A 25,307-nucleotide genomic window follows, 5' to 3' on the forward strand; every position below is an offset into this window, starting at 1 on the left:
GGTCAAGGTCACGGTTGAGCCTGTCAGACTCAATCTTCAACAGAGGGTGTGACAGCGTGACTGAGACGTTGAATCTTCCTGTTCTTCCGCTCGACGACGTCGTGGTCCTGCCTGGAATGGTCGTGCCGGTCCGGCTGGCCGATACCGAGGCACGCGCCGCCATCGACGCCGCACAGGCCTCCGGGCAGGACCAGGTCCTGCTGGTGCCGCGCCTGGACGGGAAATATGCCAAGGCCGGGACGCTCGGCGAGATCGAGCAGATCGGCAGGTTGCCTGGCGGAGCCCAGGCAGCCGTGATCCGGGGTTCCGCCCGGGTCCTGATCGGCGCGGGGACCACTGGTCCCGGCGCGGCCCTGTGGGTCGGCGCGACCGTGCTGGACGAATCCACCGACAACAAGTCCGCCGAGCTCGCTCGTGACTACAAGGCCCTGGTGACCACGGTGCTGGAGCGCCGCGAAGCCTGGCAGGTCATCGACTCGGTGAAGCAGGTGAACAACCCCGCGGAGCTGGCCGACCTGGCCGGTTACGCGTCGTACCTGAGCAACGAGCAGAAGAGCTGGCTGCTGGAGACTCCTGACGTCTCCGAGCGGCTGACCAAGCTGATCGGCTGGGTGCGGGACCACCTCGCCGAGCTCGAGGTCTCCGAGACGATCCAGAAGGATGTCCAGGAGGGCATGGAGAAGCAGCAACGGGAGTTCCTGCTGCGCCAGCAGCTGGCCGCAGTACGCAAGGAACTGGCGGAGCTGGATGGGAAGGCCGAGTCCGAAGAGGAGGACTACCGCGCCCGCGTCGAGGCCGCCGACCTGCCCGAGCACGTCCGCAAGGCCGCGCTCGCCGAGGTCGACAAGCTGGAACGTACTGCGGAGCAGTCCCCCGACGTCGGCTGGATCCGGACCTGGCTGGACACCGTTCTCGAGCTGCCGTGGAACGAGCGGACCGAGGACGGCTACGACCTCCGTGAGGCCAGGGCGATCCTGGACGCGGACCACGCGGGCCTGGACGACGTCAAGGAGCGCATCACCGAGTACCTGGCCGTACGCCGCCGCAGGGCGGACCGTGGGTTGGGAGTAGTCGGTGGACGCCGCAGTGGCGCAGTACTGGCGCTCGTCGGGCCTCCTGGTGTCGGCAAGACCTCGCTGGGTGAGTCCGTGGCGCGTGCGATGGGCCGTAAGTTCGTCCGGGTCGCACTGGGCGGAGTACGGGACGAGGCCGAGATCCGCGGTCACCGCCGGACGTACGTCGGGGCGCTGCCCGGGCGGATCGTCAGGGCGATCACCGAGGCGGGTTCGATGAACCCGGTGGTGTTGCTGGACGAGATCGACAAGGTGGGTGCGGACTACCGGGGCGACCCGACGGCCGCGCTGCTGGAGGTCCTCGACCCGGCGCAGAACCACACCTTCCGGGACCACTACCTGGAGGTCGAGCTGGACCTGTCGGACGTGGTGTTCCTGGCCACGGCCAACGTGCTCGACTCGATCCCGGCACCGCTGCTGGACCGGATGGAACTGGTGCAACTCGACGGCTACACCGAGGACGAGAAGGTCACCATCGCCCGCGACCACCTGCTCCCGCGCCAGCTGGACCGGGCCGGTCTGTCGGCCGAGGAGGTCGCCATCGACGACTCGGCACTGCGGTTGCTGGCCGGCGAGTACACGCGAGAGGCCGGCGTACGGCAGCTCGAGCGTTCGATCGCCCGCGTACTTCGGAAGGTCACGGCCAAGCTCGCTCTGGGTGAGGAGCTGGGTTCCCTGGCTATTGGTGCCGGAGAGCTGAAGGGCTATCTGGGGTCGCCCAAGTTCACGCCGGACTCGGCGGAGCGTACGGCGCTGCCGGGTGTGGCGACTGGCTTGGCGGTCACGGGTGCCGGCGGTGACGTGCTCTTCATCGAGGCGTCGCTGGCGGACAAGGAGACCGGCCCGACCGGGGTCACGTTGACGGGGCAGCTCGGCGACGTGATGAAGGAGTCGGCGCAGATCGCGCTGTCCTACCTGCGGTCGCACGGTGCGGAGCTGGGCCTCCCGGTCGGCGATCTGGCCGAGCGGAACACCCACATCCACGTGCCTGCGGGCGCAGTACCGAAGGACGGGCCGTCGGCCGGTGTCACGATGACGACGGCGCTCGCGTCGCTGCTGTCGGGACGGCCGGTGCGGTCGGAGGTCGCGATGACTGGTGAGGTGTCGCTGACTGGACGGGTGCTGCCGATCGGTGGGGTGAAGCAGAAGCTGCTCGCCGCCCACCGGGCCGGGCTGACCACGATCCTGATCCCGAAGCGCAACGAGCCGGATCTGGAGGACGTGCCGGAGTCGGTGCTGTCGGAGCTGACGGTGCACCCCGTGAGCGACGTACGGCAGGTGCTGGAACTGGCGCTGGAACCAGCTCAGGTGGACGCGCGACAGTTCGCTGCCTGAGTTCGTACGAACAAGCCGGCGGGACTCATCTTCGATGGGTCTCGCCGGCTGTCGCGCATCTGGAGTACGACGCTTGAAACCACGCTCAGGTTGACGTGACATAAAACACATTCGAGGAATTGGCGTGGCGCTCTGATCCCGTAGGCTCGTGCCATGCGCGTAAGGGATAAGGACGATCGAGGCGTCGTCCAGTCAGTGGTTCTGTTCCTGGGGGTGAGTGTGCTTTCCGGCGCACTCGCAGCGGGCCTGGCGATTCCGTTCGCGGGGCTGGCGGGGTTCACCACCGAGAAGACGGCCGAAACTCTGCAGGACCTGCCACAGGAACTGGTGACCCAACCACTGTCGCGCAGGACTCAGATCTATGCCGCCAATGGCCAGCAGATCGCCGAACTGTACGAGCAGAACCGCGAACCGGTGAAGCTGGCGCAGATCAACCCGATCATGCTGAAGGCGATCGTCGCGATCGAGGACGACCGATTCTTCGAGCACGGCGCCCTGGACGCGAAGGGCACCTTGCGCGCCCTGGTCCGCAACCAGAGCAGCGGCGGCGTCCAGCAGGGTGGTTCGAGCATCACCCAGCAGTTCGTCAAGCTGAGCCTGGTCGAGAAGGCCAACGCCGCCGGTGACGAGAAGGCGATCGCCGAGGCGACGGCCGACACGTACGAGCGCAAGATCGCCGAGCTGCGTTACGCGGTCGCCGTCGAGAAGCAGTACTCCAAGAACGAGATCCTGGAGAAGTACCTGAACCTGGCCAACTTCGGCGACGGAACCTACGGCGTGCAAGCCGCGGCCATGCACTACTTCAGAGTGCCCGCCTCCAAGCTGACACTGCCCCAGGCAGCGATGCTCGCCGGCCTGGTGAAGAACCCCACCGGCTACGACCCGACGAACTACCGCGGTCGCGCGAAGGAACGCCGCGACGTCGTCCTGCGGCGAATGGCCGAACTGAACGTCATCACCGCCAAGCAGGCCACCGCCGCGATGAAGACCAACGTCCTCAACGGCCCGGTGCTGAAAGTCAAGAACGGCTGCGCCAACTCGCCGTACCCGTTCTACTGCGAGTACGTCGTCTCGAAGCTGCTCGAGAACCCGGCCTTCGGCAAGACCGAGAAGGCCCGCGAGCACTACATCAAGACGGCCGGCCTCAAGGTCTACACCTCACTCGACCCGAGGATCCAGAAGGCCGCGCAGAAGTCGATCAACCAGCACTCCAAGCCGACCGACCAGGCGATCGCGGCGATCACGATCGTCGAGCCGGGCACCGGGGTCGTGAAGGCGATGGTGCAGAGCAAGCCCTACGGCAGCGGCAAGAATCAGACGGCGTACAACTTCAATGTCGAGAAGGCCTACGCCGGCGGTTACGGCGGGTTCCAGAACGGTTCGACGATGAAGGCGTTCACCATCGCCGCCGCGATCTCGAAGGGCTTCCCGCTCACCCACCGGATCAACTCGCCGCCCCAGATGGACATGTCCGACGCGAAGTTCAGCACCTGCTCGGGGACGACAGAGGCCTATGGCAAGTGGGTGCCCAAGAACTCGACCAAGGTCTCGGGCGATCTGACGATGATCGACGCCGCCAAGGCCTCGACCAACACCTACTTCATCCAGCTGTCGCAACAGACCGGGCTCTGCCCGGTCGCGACCATCGCCGCCAAGCTGGGCATGTACGACGCCAACGCGAACGAGCCGCTCAAGCAGGTGCCGTCGATGACGCTGGGCGTCGGGAATGTGACTCCGCTGCAGATGTCCAACGCCTACGCGGCCTTCGCGGCGCGCGGCACCTACTGCACGCCGCTGCTGATCACCTCGGTGAAGAGCTACAACGGCAAGAGCCTCGTCAACAACGGCCCCAACTGCAAGCAGGTGCTGACGCAGGAGGTGGCTGACGGTGTCAACGAGGTACTTCGCAATGTGATGCAGCCGGGAGGTACCGGTCAGGCCCTGCGGTTCGGTAAGAGCGACCTGGCCGGCAAGACGGGCACCATCCAGGAGAACAAGGCCGTCTGGTATGCGGGTTACTCCAACAAACTCGCCGCCGCCTCGGTGGTGGCGGACGCGACTCCGACGTACTCCAACCTCATCGGCCAGACGCTCAACGGCAAGAAAATGTACGACGCATCTGGTTCCGGCACTGCTGGTCCACTCTGGGAGACCGCCATGCAGGGCGCCCTGGCGGGGATGCCGACGACCAAGTTCACCCCGCCCACGGACAAGACGCGGCGTGGTGACGTGAAGGACCTGCCGTTCCTGACCGGTATGAACCCCGACGACGCGGCGAACAAGCTGCGCTCGATGGGCTTCCAGGCCGAGATCGCCCCCGGCCAGGTCGACTCGGCCGAGACGCAAGGCACCGTCGCCTACACCAGCCCGCGGCAGGCCGACGGCGCCCCTGAAGGCGCAAAGGTGACCATCTACGTCTCCAACGGCAGCAAGGCCCAGCAACCCCCACCCACCACCGGCACTCCGGGCATTCCGAAGCCGCCGGTCCCCCCGAACACCGGCAAACCAGGCGGCCCCAACCCCAACTGCCCAATCTGGCACCCGAAGTACCCCAACTGCGGCGGCCGCTAGGCACAGAAGAGCCCTGTCCTCGACAGGGCTCTTCTGGTTCACCGCTTGACCACCAGGAACGGCGCGAGCAACGCAACGACCGACGCGGGGTAGACGGACATTGCCCGCCATCCCTGCACACCGAGCCGCCGCCGCAAGGACCGGACGATCGCGACCGCTGCCGTGAGCAGTGGGCCGCCGATGACGATCAGGATGATCGCAGCCACTTGAGTCTTGCCGTCATGATCGGCCCCGAATGGTGCCCACGGGGCATTCGTGGCGGAGCCTATTAGTTGACGAATGAGCAACTCGCCTGCCAAGAGCGGATAGGCAAGGAGCCAGCCGACGGCAACCATCGCCGCCAAGCCGGACAAGGCCACCCATTTGCCAGTCACGGCGGAGCCTTGTTCACCAGACCTACCGACGATCGTCCGGGACATGGCAGCAACCGATTCCGAGCTAGGCGCCGAGTTGGCGTTTTACTTCGGCTGAGACTGTGCCGCCGTCTGCCTTGCCCTTGACCTTGGGTTGGAGGGCGCCCATGACCTTGCCGATGCCGCGGGGGCCGAGTTCGGCGGCGCCGGTGGTGGCGATGGCTTCGGTGACGAGGGTGGTGATTTCCTCGGGGGTGAGTTGCTCCGGGAGGTACTCGGACAGGATGTCCGCCTCGGCCTGTTCCTTGAGGGCCATTTCCTCGCGGCCGGCGTCCCGGTACGCCGTGACCGACTCGCGGCGCTTCTTCGCCTCGGCGGTGAGCACCTCGATGATCTCGGCGTCCGAAAGCTCGCGAGCCTCCTTGCCGGCCACCTCGGCCTTCGTCACGGCCGTCAGCGCCATCCGCAGGGTCGACTTGCGGAGCTCGTCGCGCGCCTTGAGGGCGGCGGTCATGTCGTCGTGCAGGCGCTGCTTCATCTCGGAGTTGGACATGCCCACGATTGTGGCAGGCTGGTGAAATGAGTTCCCGGGGGCTTGCCGCAACTGCTCTGAAGACCACGGCCGTCGTGTCGGCCGTGGGTGCCGCCTGCGTCGCGTACGCGGCGGCTATCGAGGTGCGCTGGTTCACGCTGCGCAGAGTGACGGTGCCGGTGCTGCCGGTGGGTGCCGCGCCGCTGAAGGTGCTGCACCTGTCCGACCTGCACCTGATGCCGACTCAGGAGAAGAAGATCCGCTGGGTCAATGACCTCGCCCAGCTCGAACCGGACCTGATCGTGAACACCGGCGACAACATCTCCCACCCCGACTCGGTGCTGCCGCTGCTGCGCGCGTACGGCGCGCTGCTCGACGTACCGGGTGTCTTCGTCTTCGGCTCCAACGACTACTGGAAGCCGCATTTCAAGAACCCGGGGAAGTACCTGCTGCCGGCCAACAAGCAGCGCCACAAGCCGCACGGCCCGGACCTGCCCTACGAGGAGATGCGGGCCTCCTTCACCGAGGCCGGCTGGGTCGACCTGAACAACGCGCGCTCCAGCCTCAAGGTCAACGGCCTGCGCCTCGACTTCGCCGGCACCGACGACCCGCACATCAAACGCGACCGGTACGACGAGGTGGCCGGCGAGGTGGATCCGGCGGCCGACCTGTCGATCGGCGTGACGCACGCGCCGTACCAGCGGGTGCTGAACGGCTTCGTGGGCGACGGGTATCCGCTCGTCCTGGCCGGTCATACGCACGGCGGTCAGTTGGCTGTGCCGCTCTACGGCGCCCTGGTGACCAACTGCGACCTGGACACGTCCCGGGTCAAGGGCTTGTCCACCTGGGGCTACGAGGGCCGTCAGGCGGCGCTGCACGTCTCGGCCGGCCTGGGCACCTCGCCGTACGCTCCGGTGCGGTTCGCCTGCCGCCCGGAAGCGACCTTGCTCACGCTCGTACCGCGGGTCGGCGACAGTGCTGGATAACCCGATTTCGTCCCAGCGGTGGGCGCATGTAAGCTAACGCCGACTTCGGGCTGTGGCGCAGCTTGGTAGCGCGCGTCGTTCGGGACGACGAGGTCGCAGGTTCAAATCCTGTCAGCCCGACAGATGAAGGCGGTGGCTCCTCGGAGCCGCCGCCTTCAGTCATTTCACACCACCTACGGCCCGCGTACGTCGTTGGCCGACCTCCCGGCCGAGACCGCGGCCATCCCGACCGTGGCGGTCGACCGCGGCGGCTTCGCGACGTACCACGGGCCCGGTCAGTTGGTCGGCTACCTGGTGACCGATCTGAAGCAGCGCGGGCCGGTCGACATCGTGCGCCGGGTCGAGAACGGCCTGATCGAGGCCCACTAAAGTTCAGCAGTTCGGGGAGGTTCTTGGCCGGGCTTGGGGCGGATTTTCTCTTCCAGGCGGTGCAAAAGTCTCCCCGAGCACGCAACGCGCACCCGGACGCGCACTGCCACCACTACCGAACTCGACACCGGCACTCCGACACGCCGAGGGAAAGCGCTTGCATGGGAGGTTGGATAGTGGTGGCCGTCCGCCCTCACCCAGAATCCCGCCCTGCGGCCATCGCCAGCTGCCTCACCGCCGGGCCGAACAACCCCCCGACGCGGTCCTTGACAGCACGACGCCCTCCCCAACCAACCGGCATTGCCACTAGTGGTGTGCCGGGTTTTTGACGCGACACACCACTAGCGTCCAGGTTGTCGATAGCCTGCGGCCATGAGCGACGACAAGCCCGGGCCAGACGACCCGACGCTGGCCGACGAAGAGGCGGCGGAAGAAGCCGATGAAGGTCGGTACGACGCGCCGCCGTTGCCGCCACTGCTGATCCTTGCCGTGGTCGGTGTGCTGACCGGGTTCGTCATCATCGCGCTGGTCTGGCTGAGTGAGCAGGGCTGCGACTGGGTCCGGAACTCACCCACCTGCGGCGCCGCCGGATTCCCGTTGCTGGTGCTCGCCGTCGTGATCACCATCGTGCTCGGCGCGCTGACACTCAGCCGGCTGGGGATGCCACATCCGAAGCTGGTCGCGTTCCTCGGCGTCGGGTTCATGCTGCTGATCGTGCTCGCGTTCCTGTCGGACGACCTGTTCTCCACCTGGACGTTGCTGATCGTCCCGGTGCTCACCGCCATCACTTTCCTAGTCGCACACCTGATCGCCGGACGGTTGGAGCGAGCCGATGACTGATCTCCCCCACTACCCCTGCCACCGCACGACCACCCCACTCCCGATCGACGGCACCCTGACCCACCCCGCCTGGGCGAACGCCCCGTGGACCGGCGACTTCGTCGACATCCGCGGCGCCGACGCCACCACGCCCAGATTCCGGACCAGGGCCAAGCTCCTGTACGACGACGAGTACCTGTACGTCGGCGGGCAACTGGAGGAGCCACACGTCTGGTCGAGCATGACCGAGCCGAACACCTGGCTGTACGAGGAGAACAACTTCGAACTGTTCCTCGACCCCGACGGCGACGGCCAGAACTACTACGAGTTCGAGATCAACCCGCTCGGCACGATCTGGGAACTCTCCCTGCCCAAGCCGTACTCCGAGGGCGGGGTCCCGGTCGATCCGGACAACCTGCCGGGCCTGCGGACCGCAGTACGGGTGGAGGGGACGCTGAACGATCCGGCGGACACCGACACCGGATGGACCGTCGAGGTGGCGCTGCCGTGGGCCGACCTGGCGAAGTACAACCGGAATCAGACGCCGCCGTCGCCCGGTGACGAGTGGCGGATGAACCTGATGCGGATCGAGTGGGACCACGAGGTGGTGGCCGGCGAGTATCGCAAGGGCAAGGAGCAGGACTTCTGGGTCTGGTCGCCGCAGTACGTGGTGGACATGCACAAGCCCGGCCAATGGGGCGTACTCCGGTTCGAATGAAGACCGCCGTTCGACGGGATTCCGGGGATCAAGAGCCTGCAACTGCTGGGAAAGAGGCGCGGCTTCCGGGTGATCACCTGATCACCCCCGGCCGGTAGACCGACCCCGCCCCGGCAGCCGAGCGGGGCGAGGCGACAATGAGTCATATGGAGTTCGCCGACGAGGGGCGCCTCGATTGACTGCCGAAGCCACCGCCGTCCAGCGCCCTGAGGCGCATGGGCTGGTCGGCCGTGAGGAACTGCTGGCAGAGCTCGTGGAGGCACTCGCTGCAAGCCGCCTGGTGACACTTGTCGGCCCCGGCGGCGTCGGCAAGACAGCACTGGCAACTGCCGCCGCAGCATCGACTGCAGGCGACGTCCGCGTCGTCGAGCTGGTGTCGATGGCGCCAGCCGACGATCTGGCGCCGGCCGTGATCGACGCGCTGGGACTGCGGAACGAGTCGCTGGTCCATGCGTTGGCCGGGCGTGACCTGTTGCTGGTGCTGGACAACTGCGAACACCTGGTCGATGCGGTTGCCCGGCTGGCCGGCGAGTTGCTGAATGGTTGCCCAGGGCTACGAATGCTGGCGACCAGCCGGGAGGCGCTCAGGGTGCCGGGCGAGACGCGGTTCGCAGTACCGGGGCTGGCACAGGATGATGCGGTGCGGTTGTTCGCCGAGCGGGCGCGGGCAGCCGACCCGATGTTCCGGCTGGACGCGGCGACTTTGCCGACAGTCGAGCGGATCTGCGCGCTGCTGGACGGCTTGCCGCTGGCCATCGAGTTGGCGGCCGGGCGGGTGGACTCGGTTCCGCTGGAGGACATCACGATCGCCTTCCTCCATCACGAGAGACGCACCGACAGCCTGCGCAAGGCCATCGTGTGGAGCTGGGACCTGTTGCCACCGGTCGAACGCGTCATCGCTGCCCGGCTCGCGATCTTCTCCGGTGGCGCGAACGCGGAGTCGGTGGCAGCCGTCCTCGACCTACCGCAGCCCGTCGCCACCCGCCTGCTCGCCGCGTTGACCGAGCGCTCTCTCCTGACGCTGACCAACGGCCGCTACCGGATGCCCGAGACGATCCGCGCGTACGCCGGGGAGCAACTCACGCCGGCCGAGACGGACGACCTGCGCGCCCGGCAGGCGGCGTACCTGCTGAGGCTTGTGCGCCAAGCCGACCCGCACCTGCGCGGACCGGATCAGTTGCTCTGGGCAAGTTCTCTGAAGCAGGAGAGCGACAACCTCCGTGCGGCGATCAGGTGGGCGGTCGAGCACGATCAACGGCTCGGGCTCGAACTGGTCGCCGGGCTTTCGACGTACTGGTGGATGCACGGCCTGCGGGGTGAGGCAGCGAGAGCTGCGCACGGGCTGCTCGCAGTACTCGGTGAGGTGGTGCCCGATGGGCTTGCCGAGGAGTACTTGCTCGCCGCCCTGCATGCGGCCGGCTCCGGTCGGGTGGACGGCGTCGAGCAGGCGCGCGCCATCGTCGAGGAGCTGGACGAGCCGTTCAGGCATCCGATCACGGTGTTGTTGTGGTCGCTCGTCCTCGGTCCGTTCGCGCCGCCGGAGTTCGTCTCCGAAGTACTGGATCGTAACGAGCTCAGCACCGACCCCTGGACGCTGGCCGCGCTCCAGCTCTGCGCCGGCTACCCCGGTCTGACGGGTACTGCGGCTGTAGACGCGGAGGGGATCCTCCAGTCGGCGCTGACCCAGTTCCAGCTGATCGGTGACCGGTGGGGCATCTCGCTGGCGCTCAACGCGCTGGCAGAGCTCGCCGCTTGGTCCAACCGGCTCGACCTCTCCGCCAAGCTGATCGGCCAGGCGCTGTCGATCGCCGACGAGCTAGGCTCCGACGAGGAGGCCGCGCTCCTGCTGTGCCGTCGCGGCGACCTCCACCTGCGGCTGGGCGAGCTGGGCGCCGCCGAAGAGGACTACGGCCAGGCCCTGGTACGAGCGGAGCGCGTCGGCCTCCCCGAGTCCTCCGCGGCCGCCCGGATCGGCTTGGCCAGGACAGCGCGGTACGACGGCAATCTCCCGAAGGCGCAGGAGCTGGCCGAGCAAGCGATGGCCGACTGCCCCGCTGGCTGGGTCGGGGCAGACCTGGCGACGACAGAGATCCTCAGCGAGCTGGCCGCGATCGCAGCCGCCGCAGGCAACCCGCCGGTGCCCTGTGGCTCTGGCCACAGCCGGTGAGGCTCGCCGGATCCGCGGGTGCTGGTTAGAGTCGAGCGACACCAACCTGCAATGGAGCAGCCTGATGGACAAGACGTACGAATCGCCGCAGGCCGCGGTCGACGACATCGGCGACGGCGCGAGCCTCGCGGTCGGCGGCTTCGGACTGTGCGGCAATCCGATGCAGCTGATCAGCGCGATCCACGACAAGGGCGTGAGCGGGCTCAGCGTCGTCTCGAACAACTGTGGCGTCGACGACTGGGGGCTGGGCATCCTGCTCGCCGACAAGCGGATCGCCAAGATGACCTCGTCGTACGTCGGGGAGAACAAGGAGTTCGCCCGGCAGTTCCTGTCCGGCGAGCTGGAGGTCGAGCTGACCCCGCAGGGCACGCTGGCCGAGAAGCTCCGGGCCGGCGGCTGCGGGATCGCGGCATTCTTCACGCTGGCCGGCGTCGGTACCCAGGTCGCCGAGGGTGGGCTGCCGCAGAAGTACAACACGGACGGCTCGGTCGCGAAGGCGTCGGAGCCGAAGGAGACGCGGGAGATCAACGGTACGACGTACGTGCTGGAGGACTCGATCACCACGGACTTCGGCCTGGTGCACGCGCTCAAGGGCGACACCCACGGCAACCTGGTCTTCGACCGGTCGGCGCGCAACTTCAACCCGCTGGCCGCGATGGCCGGCCGGATCACCATCGCCTCGGTCGAGGAACTGGTCCAGCCTGGTGAGCTGGACCCGGACCAGATCCACCTGCCCGGCGTCTACGTCCAGCGCGTGGTTGCCGTCGGCAAGGACATAGAGAAGCGGATCGAGAAGCGTACGGTCCAACCCCGCGAGGCCTATGAGGCCGCCCGCGAGAAGCTGGAGGCCTGAGATGCCACTCACCCGTGAGCAGATGGCCGCCCGCGCCGCCGCCGAGCTGGAGGACGGCTCGTACGTGAACCTGGGCATCGGCCTGCCGACGCTGGTCCCGAACTACATCCCGGACGGCGTCACCGTCGTGCTGCAGAGCGAGAACGGCATTCTCGGCGTCGGGCCGTACCCGGTCGAGGGTGACGAGGACCCGGACCTGATCAACGCCGGCAAGGAGACCGTCACGACGTTGCCGGGGGCATCCTTCTTCGACTCGTCGCTGTCCTTCGGGATGATCCGCGGCGGCGCCATCGACGCGGCCATCCTGGGCGCGATGCAGGTGTCGGCCACCGGCGACCTGTCGAACTGGATGATCCCGGGCAAGATGGTCAAGGGCATGGGCGGCGCGATGGACCTCGTGCACGGCGCCAAGAAGGTGATCGTACTGATGGAGCACGTCGCCAAGGACGGTTCGCACAAGATCCTGCAGGAGTGCGACCTGCCCTACACCGGCCGCGGCGTGGTCAACCGGATCATCACCGACCTGGCCGTGCTCGACATCACCGACGACGGCCTGCGACTGGTCGAGCTCGCCGAGGGCGTCACCTTCGACGACCTCCAGGCCAAGACCGGTGCGCCGATCAAGCAGTGACCGTGACGCCCGGTGCGGAATGGATCGCACCGGGCGGTAGTTGGACCTCCAGGAGAAGCGCCGTACGGGGTCATCTTCTGGAGGAACCAACTTGAGCAACGCCGAAACGGTCATCGCCGCGCTCCGCACCGGCTATGACAGGCTCGCGGACCTGGTGAAGAAGTTCGACGACGAGGACTTGGCGCGAGGGTCGGCCGCCACCGAGTGGGACGTCGCGCAGGTCCTCAGCCACCTGGGCAGTGGCGCCGAGATCATGCGCTCCACCGTGCTGACCGCACTGGAGGTCCAGCCGGCTGCGGACGGGGACTACAACCAGTCCGTCTGGGACCGCTGGAACGCGATGCCCCGCCGTGAGCAGGCCGAGGGCTTCCTCGACCTGAACGAGAAGTACCTCAACCTGCTGGAGTCGCTGGATGCCGACCAGCGCGAGAGCCTGCGCATCGATCTGGGCTTTCTCCCCGCGCCCCTGGACGTGGCGGCCTTCGCCCGAATGCGGCTCGCCGAGCTCACCCTGCATTCCTGGGACGTCCGCAGCACGTTCGACCCCCAAGCCACCCTCGACACCGCAGCGATCCCTGAACTGCTCCAAAGGTCGGACAACCTCGGCTGGATCAGCAAGCCGGCCGCCTTGAACGGCCAGTACGCCGTACTGCGGGTTGCCACGACCGAGCCGGCGACCGAGTTCACCCTGCACCTGACCGACCCGGTCAGCATCGACTTCAACCCCACCGACGCCTCCGCCGACGGCACCCTCAGCCTCCCCGCCGAAGCCTGGCTCCGCCTGGTCGCCGGCCGCCTCGCGCCGACCTTCAGTGATCTCGAGCTGACGGGCCCGGTGAGTTTGGAAACCCTGCGCGAGGTTTTCCCGGGTTACTGAACGAACGTGACGTCCGGGTGCCTCGGCGAGTTCTGCCAGGCACTCGGACGGCCCCGCAGGTGCTGGTCGAAGAAGGCCGGGATGTAAGTGCGCAGCGACCGCAGGATCCGCTTGGCGTTGACCGTGCCGATCGTGTTCGCGATCAGCTCGGGTGGCACGGTGAAGAAGCGCCGGAACCAGGGGATCAGCACCTGGTGGTCGATGAACGTGTAGTGCTGACCGGCTGGCACGTTCAGGTCGCGCTTCCAGCCGTACGGCGCTCGTTCGGTGTGGCCGCCGCTGGATGGGTACCAGAGGCTGATCATCAGCTCACGCGGTTGGCCGGGCACGTACGGATCGTCGCGGCGGGAATCCACCAGGTGGAGCTCGGTGGTGCCGACGGGGTACAGACCGGTCGGTCGCGGGAACCTCAGTGACACCGGCGCTTGGGTAGCTGTGGCAGTGGGCATGGGTAGGAACGGGCTGAGTGCAGCGGCTGCAGTGGCGCCGAAAAGTGTTCGTCGGGTGACCATGCGTCGACCTTGCCGCCTGCGGGCCGTCGCGGACTGCCGCCGATCGCCACCCGTCACCACTGCTATTAGTCAGTGTCAGTAAGGATGGGGAGCATGGATCTGGATGTCTTCGTGATCGGCGGGGTGGGGATCGACACCATCGTGCGCGTGCCCGCGCTGCCGCTACCCGATCGGGAGACGATCCACGTACCGCGGGTCGAGTCGTACGTCGGCCATACCGGGCACGGCGTCGTGCTTGGCTGCTACCGGCTCGGCCTCTATCCCGGGCTGGCGGATGTGATCGGTGACGACGCCGAGGGTGCGCGGATCCGGGCGGCGTACGAGGAACTGGGGCTGCCCCTCGCGGTCGCGCTGCACCCGAGCGGCACGAGGCGCAGCGTCAATCTGGTGTCGCCCGACGGCAGCCGCGTCTCCCTGTACGACGGGCGGCACCCGCCGGGGATGCGGGTCGACCCCAACCTCTGGCGCGGGCGGGTCGAACGCGCCCGGCACGTGCACGTATCGATCATGGACTTCGCGCGACGGGCGCTTCCCGACGTACTGGCTGCTGAGTGCACGTTGTCGACCGACCTGCACGACTGGGACGGCGACAACGAGTACCACCGGGACTTCGCTCAATGCGCCGACGTCGTGTTCGTGTCGACCAGTGCGCTGCGCGACAAGGCCATCGACTGGATCTTCGCCAGCGGCCGGGCGCAGGTCGTGGTCGCGATGGCCGGCGCCGACGGCAGCTACCTGCACGTCCGCGACGAGGAGCCCGTTCACCTCCCGACCGTGGAGATCCCGGACCGCCCGGTCGTCGACACCAACGGCGCTGGCGACGCGTACGTCGCTGCCTTCCTGACCACCTGGCTGGACGGCCGCTCGTACTACGAAGCAGCCGAAGCCGGCACCATCGCGGGCGCCTGGGCCTGCGGCACCCCGGGCACCCACACGGACCTGATCACCGCGGAGCAACTCATGCTCCTAATGCGCTGAACAGCGAACACTCCAGCGGCTGCGTCAACCACGGGTGAGCGGTGGGTGGAGGGTGACGGCCGGGCCGCGGCGGAAGAGTTGGGCGGGGCGGCCGCCGTCGCGGGTGGTGGTCGCGCCGACGGGGACGACGAAGCCGTCGGTCTTGGTGGCTTTGCGGTGGAAATTGCGTGGGTCGAGCAGGACACCCCAAACGGCCTCGTAGATCCCGCGCAACTCCGAGATAGTGAACTCGTCCGGACAGAACGCCGCCGCCAGCGGCGAGTACTCCAGCTTCGCCCGGGCGCGCTCGACCGCGTCCGTGAGGATCCGGTGATGGTCGAACGCGAGCCGCCGCGGATCCTCGAGCATCTCGGCCACCGCGACCCAGGAAGCCGAGGCCGCATCCGTTCCGGCCACCGGTGTCGGCAAGTCCGGGACCAGGGCGAGGTACGCGACACTCACCACTCGGCCACGCGGGTCGCGGCCAGGTTCACCGTAGGTCGCGACTTGCTCGAGGTGGATCCGCTCCGACCCCAGGCCGGTCTCCTCGGCCAACTCCCGACGCGCCGCCTCCTCCAGATCCTCCTTGGGCCGCACGAAACCGCCCGGCAGCGCCCAACGACCCCGGTACGGCGCGATGCCGCGACGGATCAGCAGCACCTGCAGGGACCCGTCCCGGACGGTCAGGATGACGAGGTCGGCGGCTACCCCCAGCGGCTCGTAGTCCATGGCGGATCACTCTAATCGTCATCTTGACGAAAAGCCATCTCGGGTCTTATCGTCAAACTGACGACAATCGACCTGGGCGCGAACTCGGGTCTGTGAGGAGACATCGATGGCCGACATCACCCGGTTCCGTTTCATCAGCCACCTGCGGGCGAACCCGACGACCCACGTCCGGCATCTGCGCAACGGCAAGGTCGCCCACGACGGCGCGGGGCAGGCGTTCTGGTTCCGGGCCCTGAACTCGTCGCTGAGCGAGGTACCGATCGACGACCGCGAGCAGCCATTGCTGTTCCACGGGCGCACGCTCGACTTCCAGGATGTCGTCGTCCAGGCGACCGTGACCTACCGGGTGACCGACCCGGCGCTCGCGTCCACCCGGCTCGACTTCGGGATTGACCCCGCTACCGGGTTGTGGCGGGCGACTCCGCTGGAACAGCTTGGTGGGTTGCTGACCGAGCTTGCCCAGCAGACGGCTCTGGATCTGCTGGCCGGGCTCTCGCTCACGCAGGCCTTGTCCGAGGGGATGGCTTCGCTGCGGCTGGCGATGAGTAGCGGGTTGCGTGACGACCAGCGGCTCACGGGACTGGGGATCGGGGTCGAGGATGTGCGCGTGGTCGCAGTACGGGCTGAGAGTGATGTCGAGCGCGCATTGCAGACTCCTACGCGGGAGATGGTGCAGCAGGCGGCCGACAAAGCGACGTACGAGCGGCGGGCGATGGCTGTCGAGCGAGAGCGGTCGATCGCGGAAAACGAGCTGCAGAACCAGATCGAGCTAGCTCGGCGGGAAGAGCAACTGGTTACGCAGAAGGGCCAGAACGAACGCCAGCGTGCGACCGAGGCGGCAGCGGCCGGGCGGATCGAGACCGAGGCTTCGGCTAGCCGACGGCGGCTGCTTGCGGAGGCTGATGCGGACGCCAAGCGGGTCCTGGGTTCCGCTGAAGCTGCGGCTGAGAAGGCTTTGCTGGATGCGTACGCCGAACTCGACCAGGGCACGATCCTGGCGATGGCGATCAAGCAAGGCGCGCTGCCGGAGATCGGCACGCTGAACCTGACGCCGGACCTGCTCAGTCCGCTGCTCACCAAGCTGAGCGCATGACCCTTCCTCCCAGAGCGGTAGTGGTCCACCGGGCGACCGAACTCACAGAGTTGGTCGCCCGGCATGGCACCCGGCAGCAAGCCGGGTTCTTCCTGGCCAGCCGGGATCGTTCTCTGGACTCGCTTGACGCCCGGCATCTCGCCCAGCAGGAAGCCCTTGCCACGGTCTCGGCGGCCATCCCGCTGGACTGGCGGAGAGCCGTTGCCGAGCGCAACGATCTCGACCGTTTCGTCTTCGGTCCTGAGGATGTGGTGATCGCGGTCGGCCAGGACGGACTGGTCGCCAACGTAGCGAAGTACCTGGACGGCCAGCCGGTGATCGGCGTCAACCCGGAGCCCGGCTGGAACCCTGGGGTGCTGGTGCCGCACGAGCCGGCCGCAGTACCGGATCTGCTGGTCCGACCTGCTGTCGAGGAACGCACGATGGTTGCCGCCAGCACCGATGACGGCCAGAAATTGCTTGCTCTGAACGAGATCTACGTCGGGCATCGCACGCACCAGTCAGCGCGCTACCGCCTGGCCTCACCGGAAGGTCTGGAGGAAAGGCAGTCGTCGTCGGGTTTGCTGGTCGGCACCGGAACAGGTTCCACGGGGTGGTGCCGCTCAGCTTGGCAGGAACGCGGCAGCGGCTTGCGCCTACCGTCACCCACCGAACCATCCTTGTGCTGGTTCATCCGAGAAGCCTGGCCGTCACCCGCCACCGGCACCAGCTACACCGAGGGCCTACTAACCGCCACCGACCACCTAGCAGTGACCGCCGAAGCCGACCTAGTGGTCTTCGGCGACGGAATCGAATCAGACACCCTGACAATCACCTGGGGCCAACGCCTGGACATAGCAGTAGCCGACATCCACCTCCGCCTCGTCCGCTAGGTACTCCCCACGCACCCGCCACCTCCACTCCTCCGTCGACGATGTGGTGTTACCGCGGAGCGCGGCCTAGGGACCAGATGCGGATGCTGTCGTCGGTGACGTCATAGAGAATGCGGTACTCGCCGATCTGGAGACGGTGGAACGAGCTGCCGCTGAGGTGGGTGCTGCCTGGGGGCTCTGGGTCGCGGGCGAGTGCAGCGGCATCCTCGAGCGCTTGGTAGTGGGCCAACAGGCCGGGAGATATTACGGCGGCCGCCGGCTTGCCGTGGTCGGTGATCAGCACGGGCTGGTTGGTGTAGCGGGCCTCGTTCACCATTCGGCCGTCCGCTTGTTCGCCTCGGTCATCGTGTAGGTCACCATGAAGCCAAGATACCTGGATTCTCCGGAAAATCCGGAATTTCTGGAGAAGTGCAGTCATCGGCCATCCTGCTCGGGCTCCTGGGCCGCAACCCGGACTGAATCTCCCCACTCGGCTGACGGTGTGCCGACCGACAGGACATAGTGCTCCTGAAGTAGTGCACCTGAGGCGGGTTCCGTCGATGTGTACGGCGTCTCGAAGGTGCACTACCTGTCGGTCGGGACATAGGCGAGGGTGAGGGGGTCGGGTTTGGCGGCAGCCAGCTTGGCGAGTAGGCCGCGGAACGGGCGCGACGTCATCAGCCGGGTGAGCGGGAGCGTCCCAGAGCCGGAGCGATGCAGGAGCGTGGGTGGTGGGCGCGTGGGGGACGGCGTACCTGCTCTATCGTCGGGGTGCTTCGGACCAGGTGAGAGGAGGGTCGAGGTGGCTGATGTGTTTGCCGGGCGGTATGAGCTGATCGACCCGGTTGGTTCTGGGGGCAACAGCATGGTTTGGCGTGCCTGGGATCGGCGGCTGGGGCGGGTCTGTGCGGCGAAGGTGCTTCGGCAGCGGCATGCGGGGGCGTTACTTCGGTTTGTTCGTGAGCAAGGGCTTCGGCTCGACCATCCGCAGGTGCTGAGCCCATACAGCTGGGCGGCTGAGGATGATCAGGCTCTGCTGGCTATGGATCTGGTCGGCGGTGGTTCGGTCAGCAGTCTGATTGCCGACTTCGGTGCGCTGCCGGTGCGCTACGCCGCCGAACTGTTGGCGCAGCTCCTTGGCGCGCTCGACCACGTGCACGCGGCCGGGTTGGTTCATCGTGACGTCAAGCCGGCGAACTTGCTGCTCGAAGCCACTGGCACCGGAAGTCCCGTACTTCGCCTGAGCGACTTCGGCATCGCGTTGTCGCTCGGGGAACCGCGTCTCACCCAGCACGGCGCGATCGTCGGTACGCCGGGGTACGTGGCGCCCGAGGCGCTCGCTGGTGAACCGCCGTCCATCAGCCAGGACCTGTACGCCGTGGGCGTCACAGGCTGGCAACTCCTGACCGGAGAAGAACCTCCCGCCACCGGCCCACCACCGAGCCGCCCTCCGGCCGCGGCCGCCGTCGTTGACGCCGACATCGTCTGGCGGGTCGTCGAGAATCTCATGCACCCTGAGCCGGCGGATCGAACCCGCTCGGCCAAGGACGCGCTAGCCGCACTGGCGCCTGTACTGGCGAAACCGTTGAAGCTTCCGGCGCTCACACTCGACGGCGAACCGATCGAGGTCTTCGACCAACTCCCGCCACTCCCCGAGCCGTACGACACCCTCGCCACCCAACCCGAGCCCCTCGACACCCCCGACGAGTCGGCACCCCTCGAATCGCACCCACCATCCGGCTCGCCCCAACCAAACCTGTCGCCCGGGCCCCAACAACCATCCGAGCCGACCCAACCGCCCGAGCCGAGCCAGTCATCCCGGTCGACCGCGGCGTACCGGCCGGGCCAAGCGTCCGAGCTGCCCCAGCCAGTCGCGTCGAGTTCGTTGACCGAGTCGACCGAGCGGCCTGCGGGTTCGGGGAGGCGGCGGCGCGTAGTACTGGCTGCGGCCAGTGGCCTGGTGCTTGTGGCGGCAGCGGTGGTCGCAGTACTGGTTCTCGATGGGAAACCGCCGGGCAAGGAGTCGCCGGGGTCGCAGCAATCGTCGCCTCCGGCAACCATTCGCACGGGCCCCGTCACGCCGGCGCCGAATGCTGGGGTGAAGGTCGGCGGGACCTGTGGTTGGCAAGAGGCCGGGAACGTTGAGACGACTACTGACGGCACACGGATCGTGTGCCGTCAGCAGGGGTCGTCCTACCGCTGGGTCAAGGCCTAGACCAGCCTTGCCCCGGGCCGTTCGGGTACATCGGCGGCGCCGGCGGCTTGCGGCGGCGGAGGATCAGCGCCACGGCTACCACCGCGACCAGCAGGAGTACGGCGCCGAGGATGATCCAGGGCAAGGACGACGAGGAGGTCTCGCTGGCCGCCGGCCTGGCGTCGTCACCCGAGCCCGAGCCCGTGCCATTGCCCGCCGTAGTACCGGGCGCGGACGGCGTCGACTCGCTCTGTCCAGCTGACGGAGTCGGCGTCGGCGTCGGCGTCTCACCCGTCGACGCGCCGTACTCAGGCCCGGCAGCCTTGTCGCCCGCGACCGCCACGTCGATCGCCACCGGTACGCCGCCCGGCTGGTGATCGCCGAAGGGAGTGCCCAGCTTGACCACGATGTAGTACCAACCGTCGACACTCGCCTTGCGGATCAGCGCGTCGCCGGCGTTGCGGTTCAGGTACGCCGTCCGCGGGGTCGCGATCGCCTTGCCGCTCGCCGGCAGGATGTTCGTCGTACCGGTGTAGGCCGTCGTGTCGAACTTCATCTCCGAGCGGACCGGGCTGAACAGGCCGGTCCGGATGTTGGTCGTCTTTGCGTCCGGAACCGCACCAAAGGTGACTCGGTAGGCGAGACCCTGTCCCCAGTCGAGCTTCACGCGGTAGAACAGTTCTTCGCCGTTGTAGATCGTCTCGCCGTAGCGACCGGAGCCCGCCAGGGTTGTTGCCTCGTTGAACGAACCACCGCCGCGGACCGGACGAACAGCGCCGGCCGGCTGCTGCGCGAAGCTGACCAGCCCCATCTGCGCCGGCTCACCAAGGCTGCCGGTCACCGGCGGCTCGATCCGCAGCTGCAGCTCCAGCGGCACGCGGTCGATGCCTTCCTTCGCGTCACGGGTGACTCTGAAGACGTACTTGCCGGGAACGCTGCAGCCCTTGGGCCTCGACGAACCGGAAACCAACCCGTCCCAGCTGAGGACCGACGTCAGCGCGCCGCCGTCGTCCTTCGCCCGGGTGTGCAGCTCACGCTCGCGCTTGGAGCAGTCCGCCCCGCCCGGGCCGGTGATCTTGATGTCCACGACCTCGATCTCGCGAGGGTTGCCCCGCGGGAAGACCGCCGTCGCCGCGAAGTACGCGGTGTCGCCCGCCTTCAGCTCGGCCGCGTAGAAGCGTTCCTCGACCGGGTTCAGGGTGTCCAGGTACTGGCCGGGCGTCATCGTCGGCGCCGTGAACGGATCCGCCGTACCGGTGACCGGCAGGCCGGTTGGCTCGTAGTGCCGCAGCGCGCGGTCGGTCACCCGGCCCAGTACGCCGAGCAACGAGTCGGCGTCGGCGGCATCGTGGTACGTCCCGCCGGTGTTCTGCGCGATGCAGGCGAGCTGGGCCCGCGCCTTCGCGTCGACGCGGAAGCCGATCGCGTGCACGTGGAGGTCGACACCCTGCTTGCTGAGCTCCTTCGCCACCTCGCACGGCTGCGGCGGCGCACAGGTGTCTTCGCCGTCGGACACCAGCACGATCGAGCGCTGGCCCTCCTTCGGAAGCTGAGCGGCCGCGACTCGCAGCGAGTGGCCGATCGGCGTGTAGCCGCTGGCCTTCGTCGCGTTCACCGCTGCCTTGAGGACGGGCTTGTTGACCGCCTTCACCGGCTGGACGACCCGGACGTCGCGGCAGCCCGCGGCCTTCTCCGAGCCACTCGAACCGGTACCAGCGCCGTAGATCGCCAGGCCGACCGGAGCCTGCGCCGGCAGCCCGTCGACCATCGATCCGACGGCTCGTTTGGCGGCGTCCATCCGGGTACCGCTGCCGCCGACGTCCCGGGCGGTCATCGAGCCGGAGGAGTCGAGCACCACCATCACCGGCGACAGCTCGCCCTCGGCAGCAGCCGGCGAGGCATTTCCGAACGCGAACGTCACGGTCAGGGCGGGTACCGCAGCCAGGGCGGCGAGGCGTCGTATCATGGCGTCTCCAGAGGCATCGAGGGGCGAACATGCAGAAACCTATCGTTTGCATTTGCAATTTGCAAATGGCAATCCAGATCTGCCCATGACCGACCTGTACGCACGGAACCTCAAGCTCCAGCTGGAGTGGTACGGCGAACCGCTGGGAGAACGGTTTCGTCGCCTACTCGGTCGTCTCGACCTCTCCCAGGCTCAACTCGCCGGCGTACTCGGCCTGTCCGCGCCCATGCTCTCGCAACTGATGTCCGGCCAGCGCGCCAAGATCAGCAACCCGACCGTACTGTCGCGCCTGCTCCAACTGGAAGCAACGGTCAACGAGCCAGGCTGGGACAACCTGCCACTGGCTGAGCAGACCCGCCGACTGGACGAGATCCGGGGAGCCCAGCGATCGACACTCACCGTCGACCAGGGCAGAGAGACCCCAGCCGGCCCAGCGACCTCCGCCGACCCGGTCGTAGCCATCCAGTCGCTACTCCGCGACATAGCCTCCGCAAGCGACCTCCAAGGAGCCGCCGAACTGCTGGAGGACCACTACCCCGACCTAGCGGAGGCCCTGCGAGTACTAGGTGCCGGCCGCACCCAGGACGCCCGCACCTACTACACAAGAATCACCAGCCACCGCTGAAGCCAGTACTACGCCCACGCGTGCGTACCCGGAACCCGTGGAGGCCGAAACCTTGGCGGGTAGTCAGCCTTGGACGACGAGCGCGGCCGCACCGTCGACGAGCGTTGTCGCATGTCGGATAGCGGTCTTGGCCTGCTGAGGATTGACGAACACCATGCGCCTGAGCGCGGTTGCACTCCTGCGTCCGGCCTTTCGGCGGCGTCAACGGGTCACCACATCCTTGCTGATCTCGGCGCGAAGCCTGCGGAAGTCGAGCCCGTAGACAGTGATGCAGTCGCGGAGCCATTCGTCGACGATCGGTTCGCCGGCACGGAGATGATCGGCAAGTCCGGCCGTGCTGAGTTCGTAGGTCTGCATGAAGTTGCCTGACCAGCGGTGCACTCGGTCGCCGAGCTGGTCGATCTGCTCCGACCACTCCGGTGGCGGGTCATCGAAACCGTGGACGATCAACAGGTCGACATCACTGTCGAGATCACCGTCGCCTCGGGCCGCCGACCCGAAAAGGCTTGCGTGGATTGGATGCTGGGCCCACTGCCCGATCGCGTCCATGATCTCCTGGATCAGCCGCCTTCGCAGCGTGGCAAGTTCGATGATGGCCGCGGCGGCCAGGTGCTCACGATTCAGCGAGTACTGCACGCTGGAGCCGACTTGAGTGGCGGATACGAGGCCGGTCATGGTCAGACGGCGTAGCACTCTGCGGGTTCCGGTTTCACTCCCGCTCGCGGCCAGCTGGTGAATTCGGCTTCCCGTGAGTGGTTGCTCGGTCCGAGCCAGAACAGCGAGCACCGGCCCGTCGAGAGTCGGGATAGCAGTGCTGATCGGTTGTGACAGGTCCATTGCGCCTCCCCACACTTTTCTGCCGACATCGGCATTATAGTGCCGATACCGGCAGAAAAGTGCCGACTGTAACGGCGGGACTACGTGAGTCGATCATGGGCGGGACGAAGTATTTCCCGTGATCTGTACGCGTTGTGATCGGGTGGGTGGGATTTGTGGAGACAACGGTGTCAGGTTCTGCTTAAGGTGCGTCCATCACAACGGCCCTGTCGAGGGAGGGCTGTCGTGCCTTTGCCCATCCGCCCATAGGGGAGAGACACGCATGCGCAGAGCTCGAAGAACCGCGTTCCGGAGTGGGGTCGGCCTGCTGGCTGCCGCCGCGCTCGTGCCGATGGCTTCGCTGACCGCGACGGCCCGGCCCGACACACCCGCGGAGGCTGCCAAGCCGATCGCCAAGCCGTTCGTTCAGGGGACTCAGACCGTCGCCGCCTACGACTACGAGAACGCGATCCATGAGCGCGTCCAGGTCGACGTGCCGGGCGTCGACGCGGACGCCAACGGAATCACCGACCAGATCACCGTCGACATCGTCCGGCCGGGCGAGGCGGCTCAGGCCGGGATCGACATCCCGGTGATCATCCAGGCTTCGCCGTACTACGCCAGCAACCCGGCCACCTACTTCGACGCCAACGGGACCCGGCAGGTCTTCCCGAGCTGGCTCGACAACTACTTCGTACCGCGTGGGTACGCCGTCGCCTTCGTCGACATGCCGGGCACGTTCCGCTCGACCGGGTGCAGCGACGTCGGCGCCGACTTCGAGGTGCGCGGGACCAAGGCCGTCATCGACTGGCTGAACAACCGGGTTCCCGGCCGCACGCCGGCCGGCGTACCGACGAAGGCCGACTGGTCGACCGGCAAGGCCGGGATGATCGGTACTTCGTGGAACGGCACCATCGCCAACTCGGTCGCCAGTACCGGCGTGAAGGGGCTCGAGACGATCGTGCCGATCGCCGCGATCTCCAGTTGGTACGACTACACCCGCGGCCACGGAGTGCCCTTCTACGACGAGTACATGGGCTTCCTGCACGACTACGTCAGCAACGACGCCAGCCCCCGATGCGTCGAGCTGACCGACGAGATCGAGCAGGACTCCGACACCCGTACCGGTAGCTACAGCCGCTGGTGGGATCCGCGCAACTACAACCTCGACGCGCGCAAGGTGAAGGCTTCGGTCTTCGTGATCCACGGCCTCAACGACGAGAACGTGAAGACCCGGCACTTCGGCGAGTGGTGGGACGAGCTGGTCAAGAACGGCGTACCGCGGAAGATCTTCCTGCACCAGGGTGTGCACCTGGACGGCTTCAGCTTCCGTCAGGCGTACGTCGACCAGCTGCATCCGTGGTTCGACTACTGGCTGCAGGGCCTGCAGAACAACGTGATGAAGAGCCCGCAGGCAACGCTCCAGCGTGAAGACGGCAGCTTCACCACCGAGGCCCGTTGGCCTGCAGCCGGGGCGAAGAGCACCAAGTTGTCGCTGAGCAAGCCGCTTGGCGCCAATACCGGTGGCCTGTCCATCGCCGCAGCGTCCAGCGACCCGATCAGCTTCACCGGTACGAGCAAGGAGTCGGTGGACTCTGTCGTCCTCAACCCGACCACCCCGCGGCCGGACCGTGCGGTGTTCCTGAGCAACGATCTGGCGCAACCCGTCCGGATCTCCGGTACCGGCAAGGTGACGGTCCGGGTCAAGTCCAACAAGGTTGCCGCAGGCATCAAAGCCCGGCTGGTCGACTACGGCACCGCGACCAGGTACACGAACATCACCAACGTCGCGAACACCAGCACCTGCTGGGGTGACGGCAATACTCTCGACACCGGCTGCTACCCCGACACCAAGATCAACACGGCCGTCTCGGACGCCGCGGTCGTGGTCCGGACGCTTGCTGACGTCGGCCACTACAAGTCGCTGGACGAGAAGGTCTCGCTGCAGTCCGGCAAGTGGTACGACCTGACCTTCGAGCTGAACGCGGACGATGTCGTGTTCGCGGCCGGCCACCGGCTCGGCCTGGTACTGACCGTCGAACCCGACAACCCGTCGGTGCCCTTCACCGGCGCGACACTCACGCTGGACCCGGCCAAGTCGTCGCTGACGCTGCCGCTCACCGGAGCGACCGCCAGCCTGACCTCACCCGAGTCACCGCAGGCGCGGGTCCCGGCCACTGACCTGGCTCAGCCCGAGCCAGAGAAGGACCCAGTCAAACTGATGGAACAGTTCGTAGAAGCCTCGCGTTAACAGGAGGGCCCCGGCAGCGATGCCGGGGC

At 67.2% G+C, this 25,307-nt stretch carries 23 protein-coding genes and 1 tRNA gene; 17 read left to right on the forward strand and 7 right to left on the reverse strand.

Annotated features, from left to right (window positions below; translation table 11 throughout):
* The first annotated feature begins 56 nt into the window (after positions 1–56).
* Positions 57–2,408: an endopeptidase La gene (gene lon, locus A3ES_RS0132600; protein ID WP_026163413.1), complete on the forward strand. Its 2,352-nt coding sequence runs from the start codon at positions 57–59 to the stop codon at positions 2,406–2,408.
* Positions 2,409–2,561: 153 nt separating this feature from the next.
* The gene (locus A3ES_RS0132605; RefSeq protein WP_026163414.1) at positions 2,562–4,979 is read left to right on the forward strand and encodes a transglycosylase domain-containing protein; all 2,418 of its coding nucleotides are present in this window, start codon (positions 2,562–2,564) and stop codon (positions 4,977–4,979) included.
* A 38-nt stretch (positions 4,980–5,017) separates the two neighbouring features.
* Here A3ES_RS0132605 and A3ES_RS0132610 read toward each other — a convergent pair whose 3' ends face one another.
* Both A3ES_RS0132610 and A3ES_RS0132615 read right to left on the reverse strand, forming a co-directional pair.
* On the reverse strand, positions 5,018–5,353 hold the full coding sequence (locus A3ES_RS0132610; protein WP_020391048.1) for a hypothetical protein: 336 nt from the start codon (positions 5,351–5,353) through the stop codon (positions 5,018–5,020).
* Between the two features lie 64 nt (positions 5,354–5,417).
* The gene (locus tag A3ES_RS0132615; RefSeq protein WP_020391049.1) at positions 5,418–5,885 is read right to left on the reverse strand and encodes a GatB/YqeY domain-containing protein; all 468 of its coding nucleotides are present in this window, start codon (positions 5,883–5,885) and stop codon (positions 5,418–5,420) included.
* 26 nt (positions 5,886–5,911) lie between these two features.
* Between A3ES_RS0132615 and A3ES_RS0132620 the strand changes: the two genes are divergently transcribed.
* The 9 genes from A3ES_RS0132620 (at position 5,912) to A3ES_RS0132660 (ending at position 13,284) form a co-directional block, all read left to right on the forward strand.
* On the forward strand, positions 5,912–6,850 hold the full coding sequence (locus A3ES_RS0132620; RefSeq protein WP_020391050.1) for a metallophosphoesterase: 939 nt from the start codon (positions 5,912–5,914) through the stop codon (positions 6,848–6,850).
* A gap of 46 nt (positions 6,851–6,896) precedes the next feature.
* Positions 6,897–6,970: transfer RNA gene (locus A3ES_RS0132625), tRNA-Pro, on the forward strand.
* A gap of 12 nt (positions 6,971–6,982) precedes the next feature.
* On the forward strand, positions 6,983–7,219 hold the full coding sequence (locus A3ES_RS56945) for a lipoyl protein ligase domain-containing protein (protein ID WP_063746023.1): 237 nt from the start codon (positions 6,983–6,985) through the stop codon (positions 7,217–7,219).
* Positions 7,220–7,591: 372 nt separating this feature from the next.
* Positions 7,592–8,059: a hypothetical protein gene (locus A3ES_RS0132635; protein ID WP_020391052.1), complete on the forward strand. Its 468-nt coding sequence runs from the start codon at positions 7,592–7,594 to the stop codon at positions 8,057–8,059.
* On the forward strand, positions 8,052–8,756 hold the full coding sequence (locus tag A3ES_RS0132640) for a carbohydrate-binding family 9-like protein (RefSeq protein ID WP_020391053.1): 705 nt from the start codon (positions 8,052–8,054) through the stop codon (positions 8,754–8,756). The genes A3ES_RS0132635 and A3ES_RS0132640 overlap by 8 nt, the downstream gene beginning before the upstream one ends.
* A 175-nt stretch (positions 8,757–8,931) precedes the next feature.
* Positions 8,932–10,923, forward strand: a complete 1,992-nt coding sequence (locus tag A3ES_RS49220; protein ID WP_020391054.1) for an ATP-binding protein — start codon at positions 8,932–8,934, stop codon at positions 10,921–10,923.
* A gap of 64 nt (positions 10,924–10,987) precedes the next feature.
* Complete coding sequence (locus A3ES_RS0132650; RefSeq protein WP_020391055.1) at positions 10,988–11,776, forward strand: CoA transferase subunit A; 789 nt, start codon at positions 10,988–10,990, stop codon at positions 11,774–11,776.
* Between the two features lies 1 nt (position 11,777).
* A complete protein-coding gene (locus A3ES_RS0132655) occupies positions 11,778–12,407 on the forward strand; it encodes a CoA transferase subunit B (RefSeq protein WP_020391056.1) in 630 nt (209 codons plus the stop codon).
* 91 nt (positions 12,408–12,498) lie between these two features.
* A complete protein-coding gene (locus tag A3ES_RS0132660) occupies positions 12,499–13,284 on the forward strand; it encodes a maleylpyruvate isomerase family mycothiol-dependent enzyme (protein WP_020391057.1) in 786 nt (261 codons plus the stop codon).
* Here A3ES_RS0132660 and A3ES_RS0132665 read toward each other — a convergent pair.
* Positions 13,278–13,703: a hypothetical protein gene (locus A3ES_RS0132665; protein WP_026163416.1), complete on the reverse strand. Its 426-nt coding sequence runs from the start codon at positions 13,701–13,703 to the stop codon at positions 13,278–13,280. The genes A3ES_RS0132660 and A3ES_RS0132665 overlap by 7 nt on opposite strands.
* Positions 13,704–13,889: 186 nt before the next feature.
* On the opposite strand from A3ES_RS0132665, the gene A3ES_RS0132670 reads away from it, so the two are divergent.
* Positions 13,890–14,774: a carbohydrate kinase family protein gene (locus tag A3ES_RS0132670; protein WP_020391059.1), complete on the forward strand. Its 885-nt coding sequence runs from the start codon at positions 13,890–13,892 to the stop codon at positions 14,772–14,774.
* A gap of 24 nt (positions 14,775–14,798) precedes the next feature.
* Here the strand turns inward: A3ES_RS0132670 and A3ES_RS0132675 are convergent, their stop codons facing one another.
* A complete protein-coding gene (locus A3ES_RS0132675) occupies positions 14,799–15,482 on the reverse strand; it encodes an NUDIX hydrolase (protein WP_020391060.1) in 684 nt (227 codons plus the stop codon).
* A gap of 106 nt (positions 15,483–15,588) precedes the next feature.
* On the opposite strand from A3ES_RS0132675, the gene A3ES_RS0132680 reads away from it, so the two are divergent.
* Positions 15,589–16,575 (forward strand): SPFH domain-containing protein, encoded by a 987-nt coding sequence (locus A3ES_RS0132680; RefSeq protein WP_020391061.1) that lies wholly within the window; start codon positions 15,589–15,591, stop codon positions 16,573–16,575.
* Positions 16,572–17,447 carry an NAD(+)/NADH kinase gene (locus tag A3ES_RS0132685; RefSeq protein WP_026163418.1) on the forward strand — a complete coding sequence of 292 codons (876 nt, stop codon included), beginning with the start codon at positions 16,572–16,574 and terminating at the stop codon, positions 17,445–17,447. The genes A3ES_RS0132680 and A3ES_RS0132685 overlap by 4 nt, the downstream gene beginning before the upstream one ends.
* Before the next feature lie 49 nt (positions 17,448–17,496).
* Here A3ES_RS0132685 and A3ES_RS49225 read toward each other — a convergent pair whose 3' ends face one another.
* Positions 17,497–17,865 carry a type II toxin-antitoxin system prevent-host-death family antitoxin gene (locus A3ES_RS49225; RefSeq protein ID WP_202806646.1) on the reverse strand — a complete coding sequence of 123 codons (369 nt, stop codon included), beginning with the start codon at positions 17,863–17,865 and terminating at the stop codon, positions 17,497–17,499.
* 363 nt (positions 17,866–18,228) lie between these two features.
* Between A3ES_RS49225 and A3ES_RS51760 the strand changes: the two genes are divergently transcribed.
* A complete protein-coding gene (locus A3ES_RS51760) occupies positions 18,229–19,641 on the forward strand; it encodes a serine/threonine-protein kinase (protein WP_083933863.1) in 1,413 nt (470 codons plus the stop codon).
* Here A3ES_RS51760 and A3ES_RS0132700 read toward each other — a convergent pair.
* Positions 19,631–21,586: a vWA domain-containing protein gene (locus A3ES_RS0132700; RefSeq protein WP_020391064.1), complete on the reverse strand. Its 1,956-nt coding sequence runs from the start codon at positions 21,584–21,586 to the stop codon at positions 19,631–19,633. The two genes, A3ES_RS51760 and A3ES_RS0132700, sit on opposite strands and share 11 nt — an antisense overlap.
* An 85-nt stretch (positions 21,587–21,671) precedes the next feature.
* Between A3ES_RS0132700 and A3ES_RS0132705 the strand changes: the two genes are divergently transcribed.
* Complete coding sequence (locus A3ES_RS0132705) at positions 21,672–22,211, forward strand: helix-turn-helix domain-containing protein (protein WP_020391065.1); 540 nt, start codon at positions 21,672–21,674, stop codon at positions 22,209–22,211.
* A 201-nt stretch (positions 22,212–22,412) separates the two neighbouring features.
* On the opposite strand, the gene A3ES_RS0132715 is transcribed toward A3ES_RS0132705, so the two are convergent.
* Positions 22,413–22,886, reverse strand: a complete 474-nt coding sequence (locus A3ES_RS0132715) for a nucleotidyltransferase domain-containing protein (RefSeq protein ID WP_157630873.1) — start codon at positions 22,884–22,886, stop codon at positions 22,413–22,415.
* A gap of 424 nt (positions 22,887–23,310) precedes the next feature.
* On the opposite strand from A3ES_RS0132715, the gene A3ES_RS0132720 reads away from it, so the two are divergent.
* Positions 23,311–25,278, forward strand: coding sequence for a CocE/NonD family hydrolase (locus A3ES_RS0132720; protein WP_020391068.1), 1,968 nt, complete (start codon positions 23,311–23,313; stop codon positions 25,276–25,278).
* Positions 25,279–25,307 lie beyond the last annotated feature (29 nt).

It is taken from the genome of Kribbella catacumbae DSM 19601, from assembly GCF_000372465.1.
GTDB lineage: Bacteria > Actinomycetota > Actinomycetes > Propionibacteriales > Kribbellaceae > Kribbella > Kribbella catacumbae.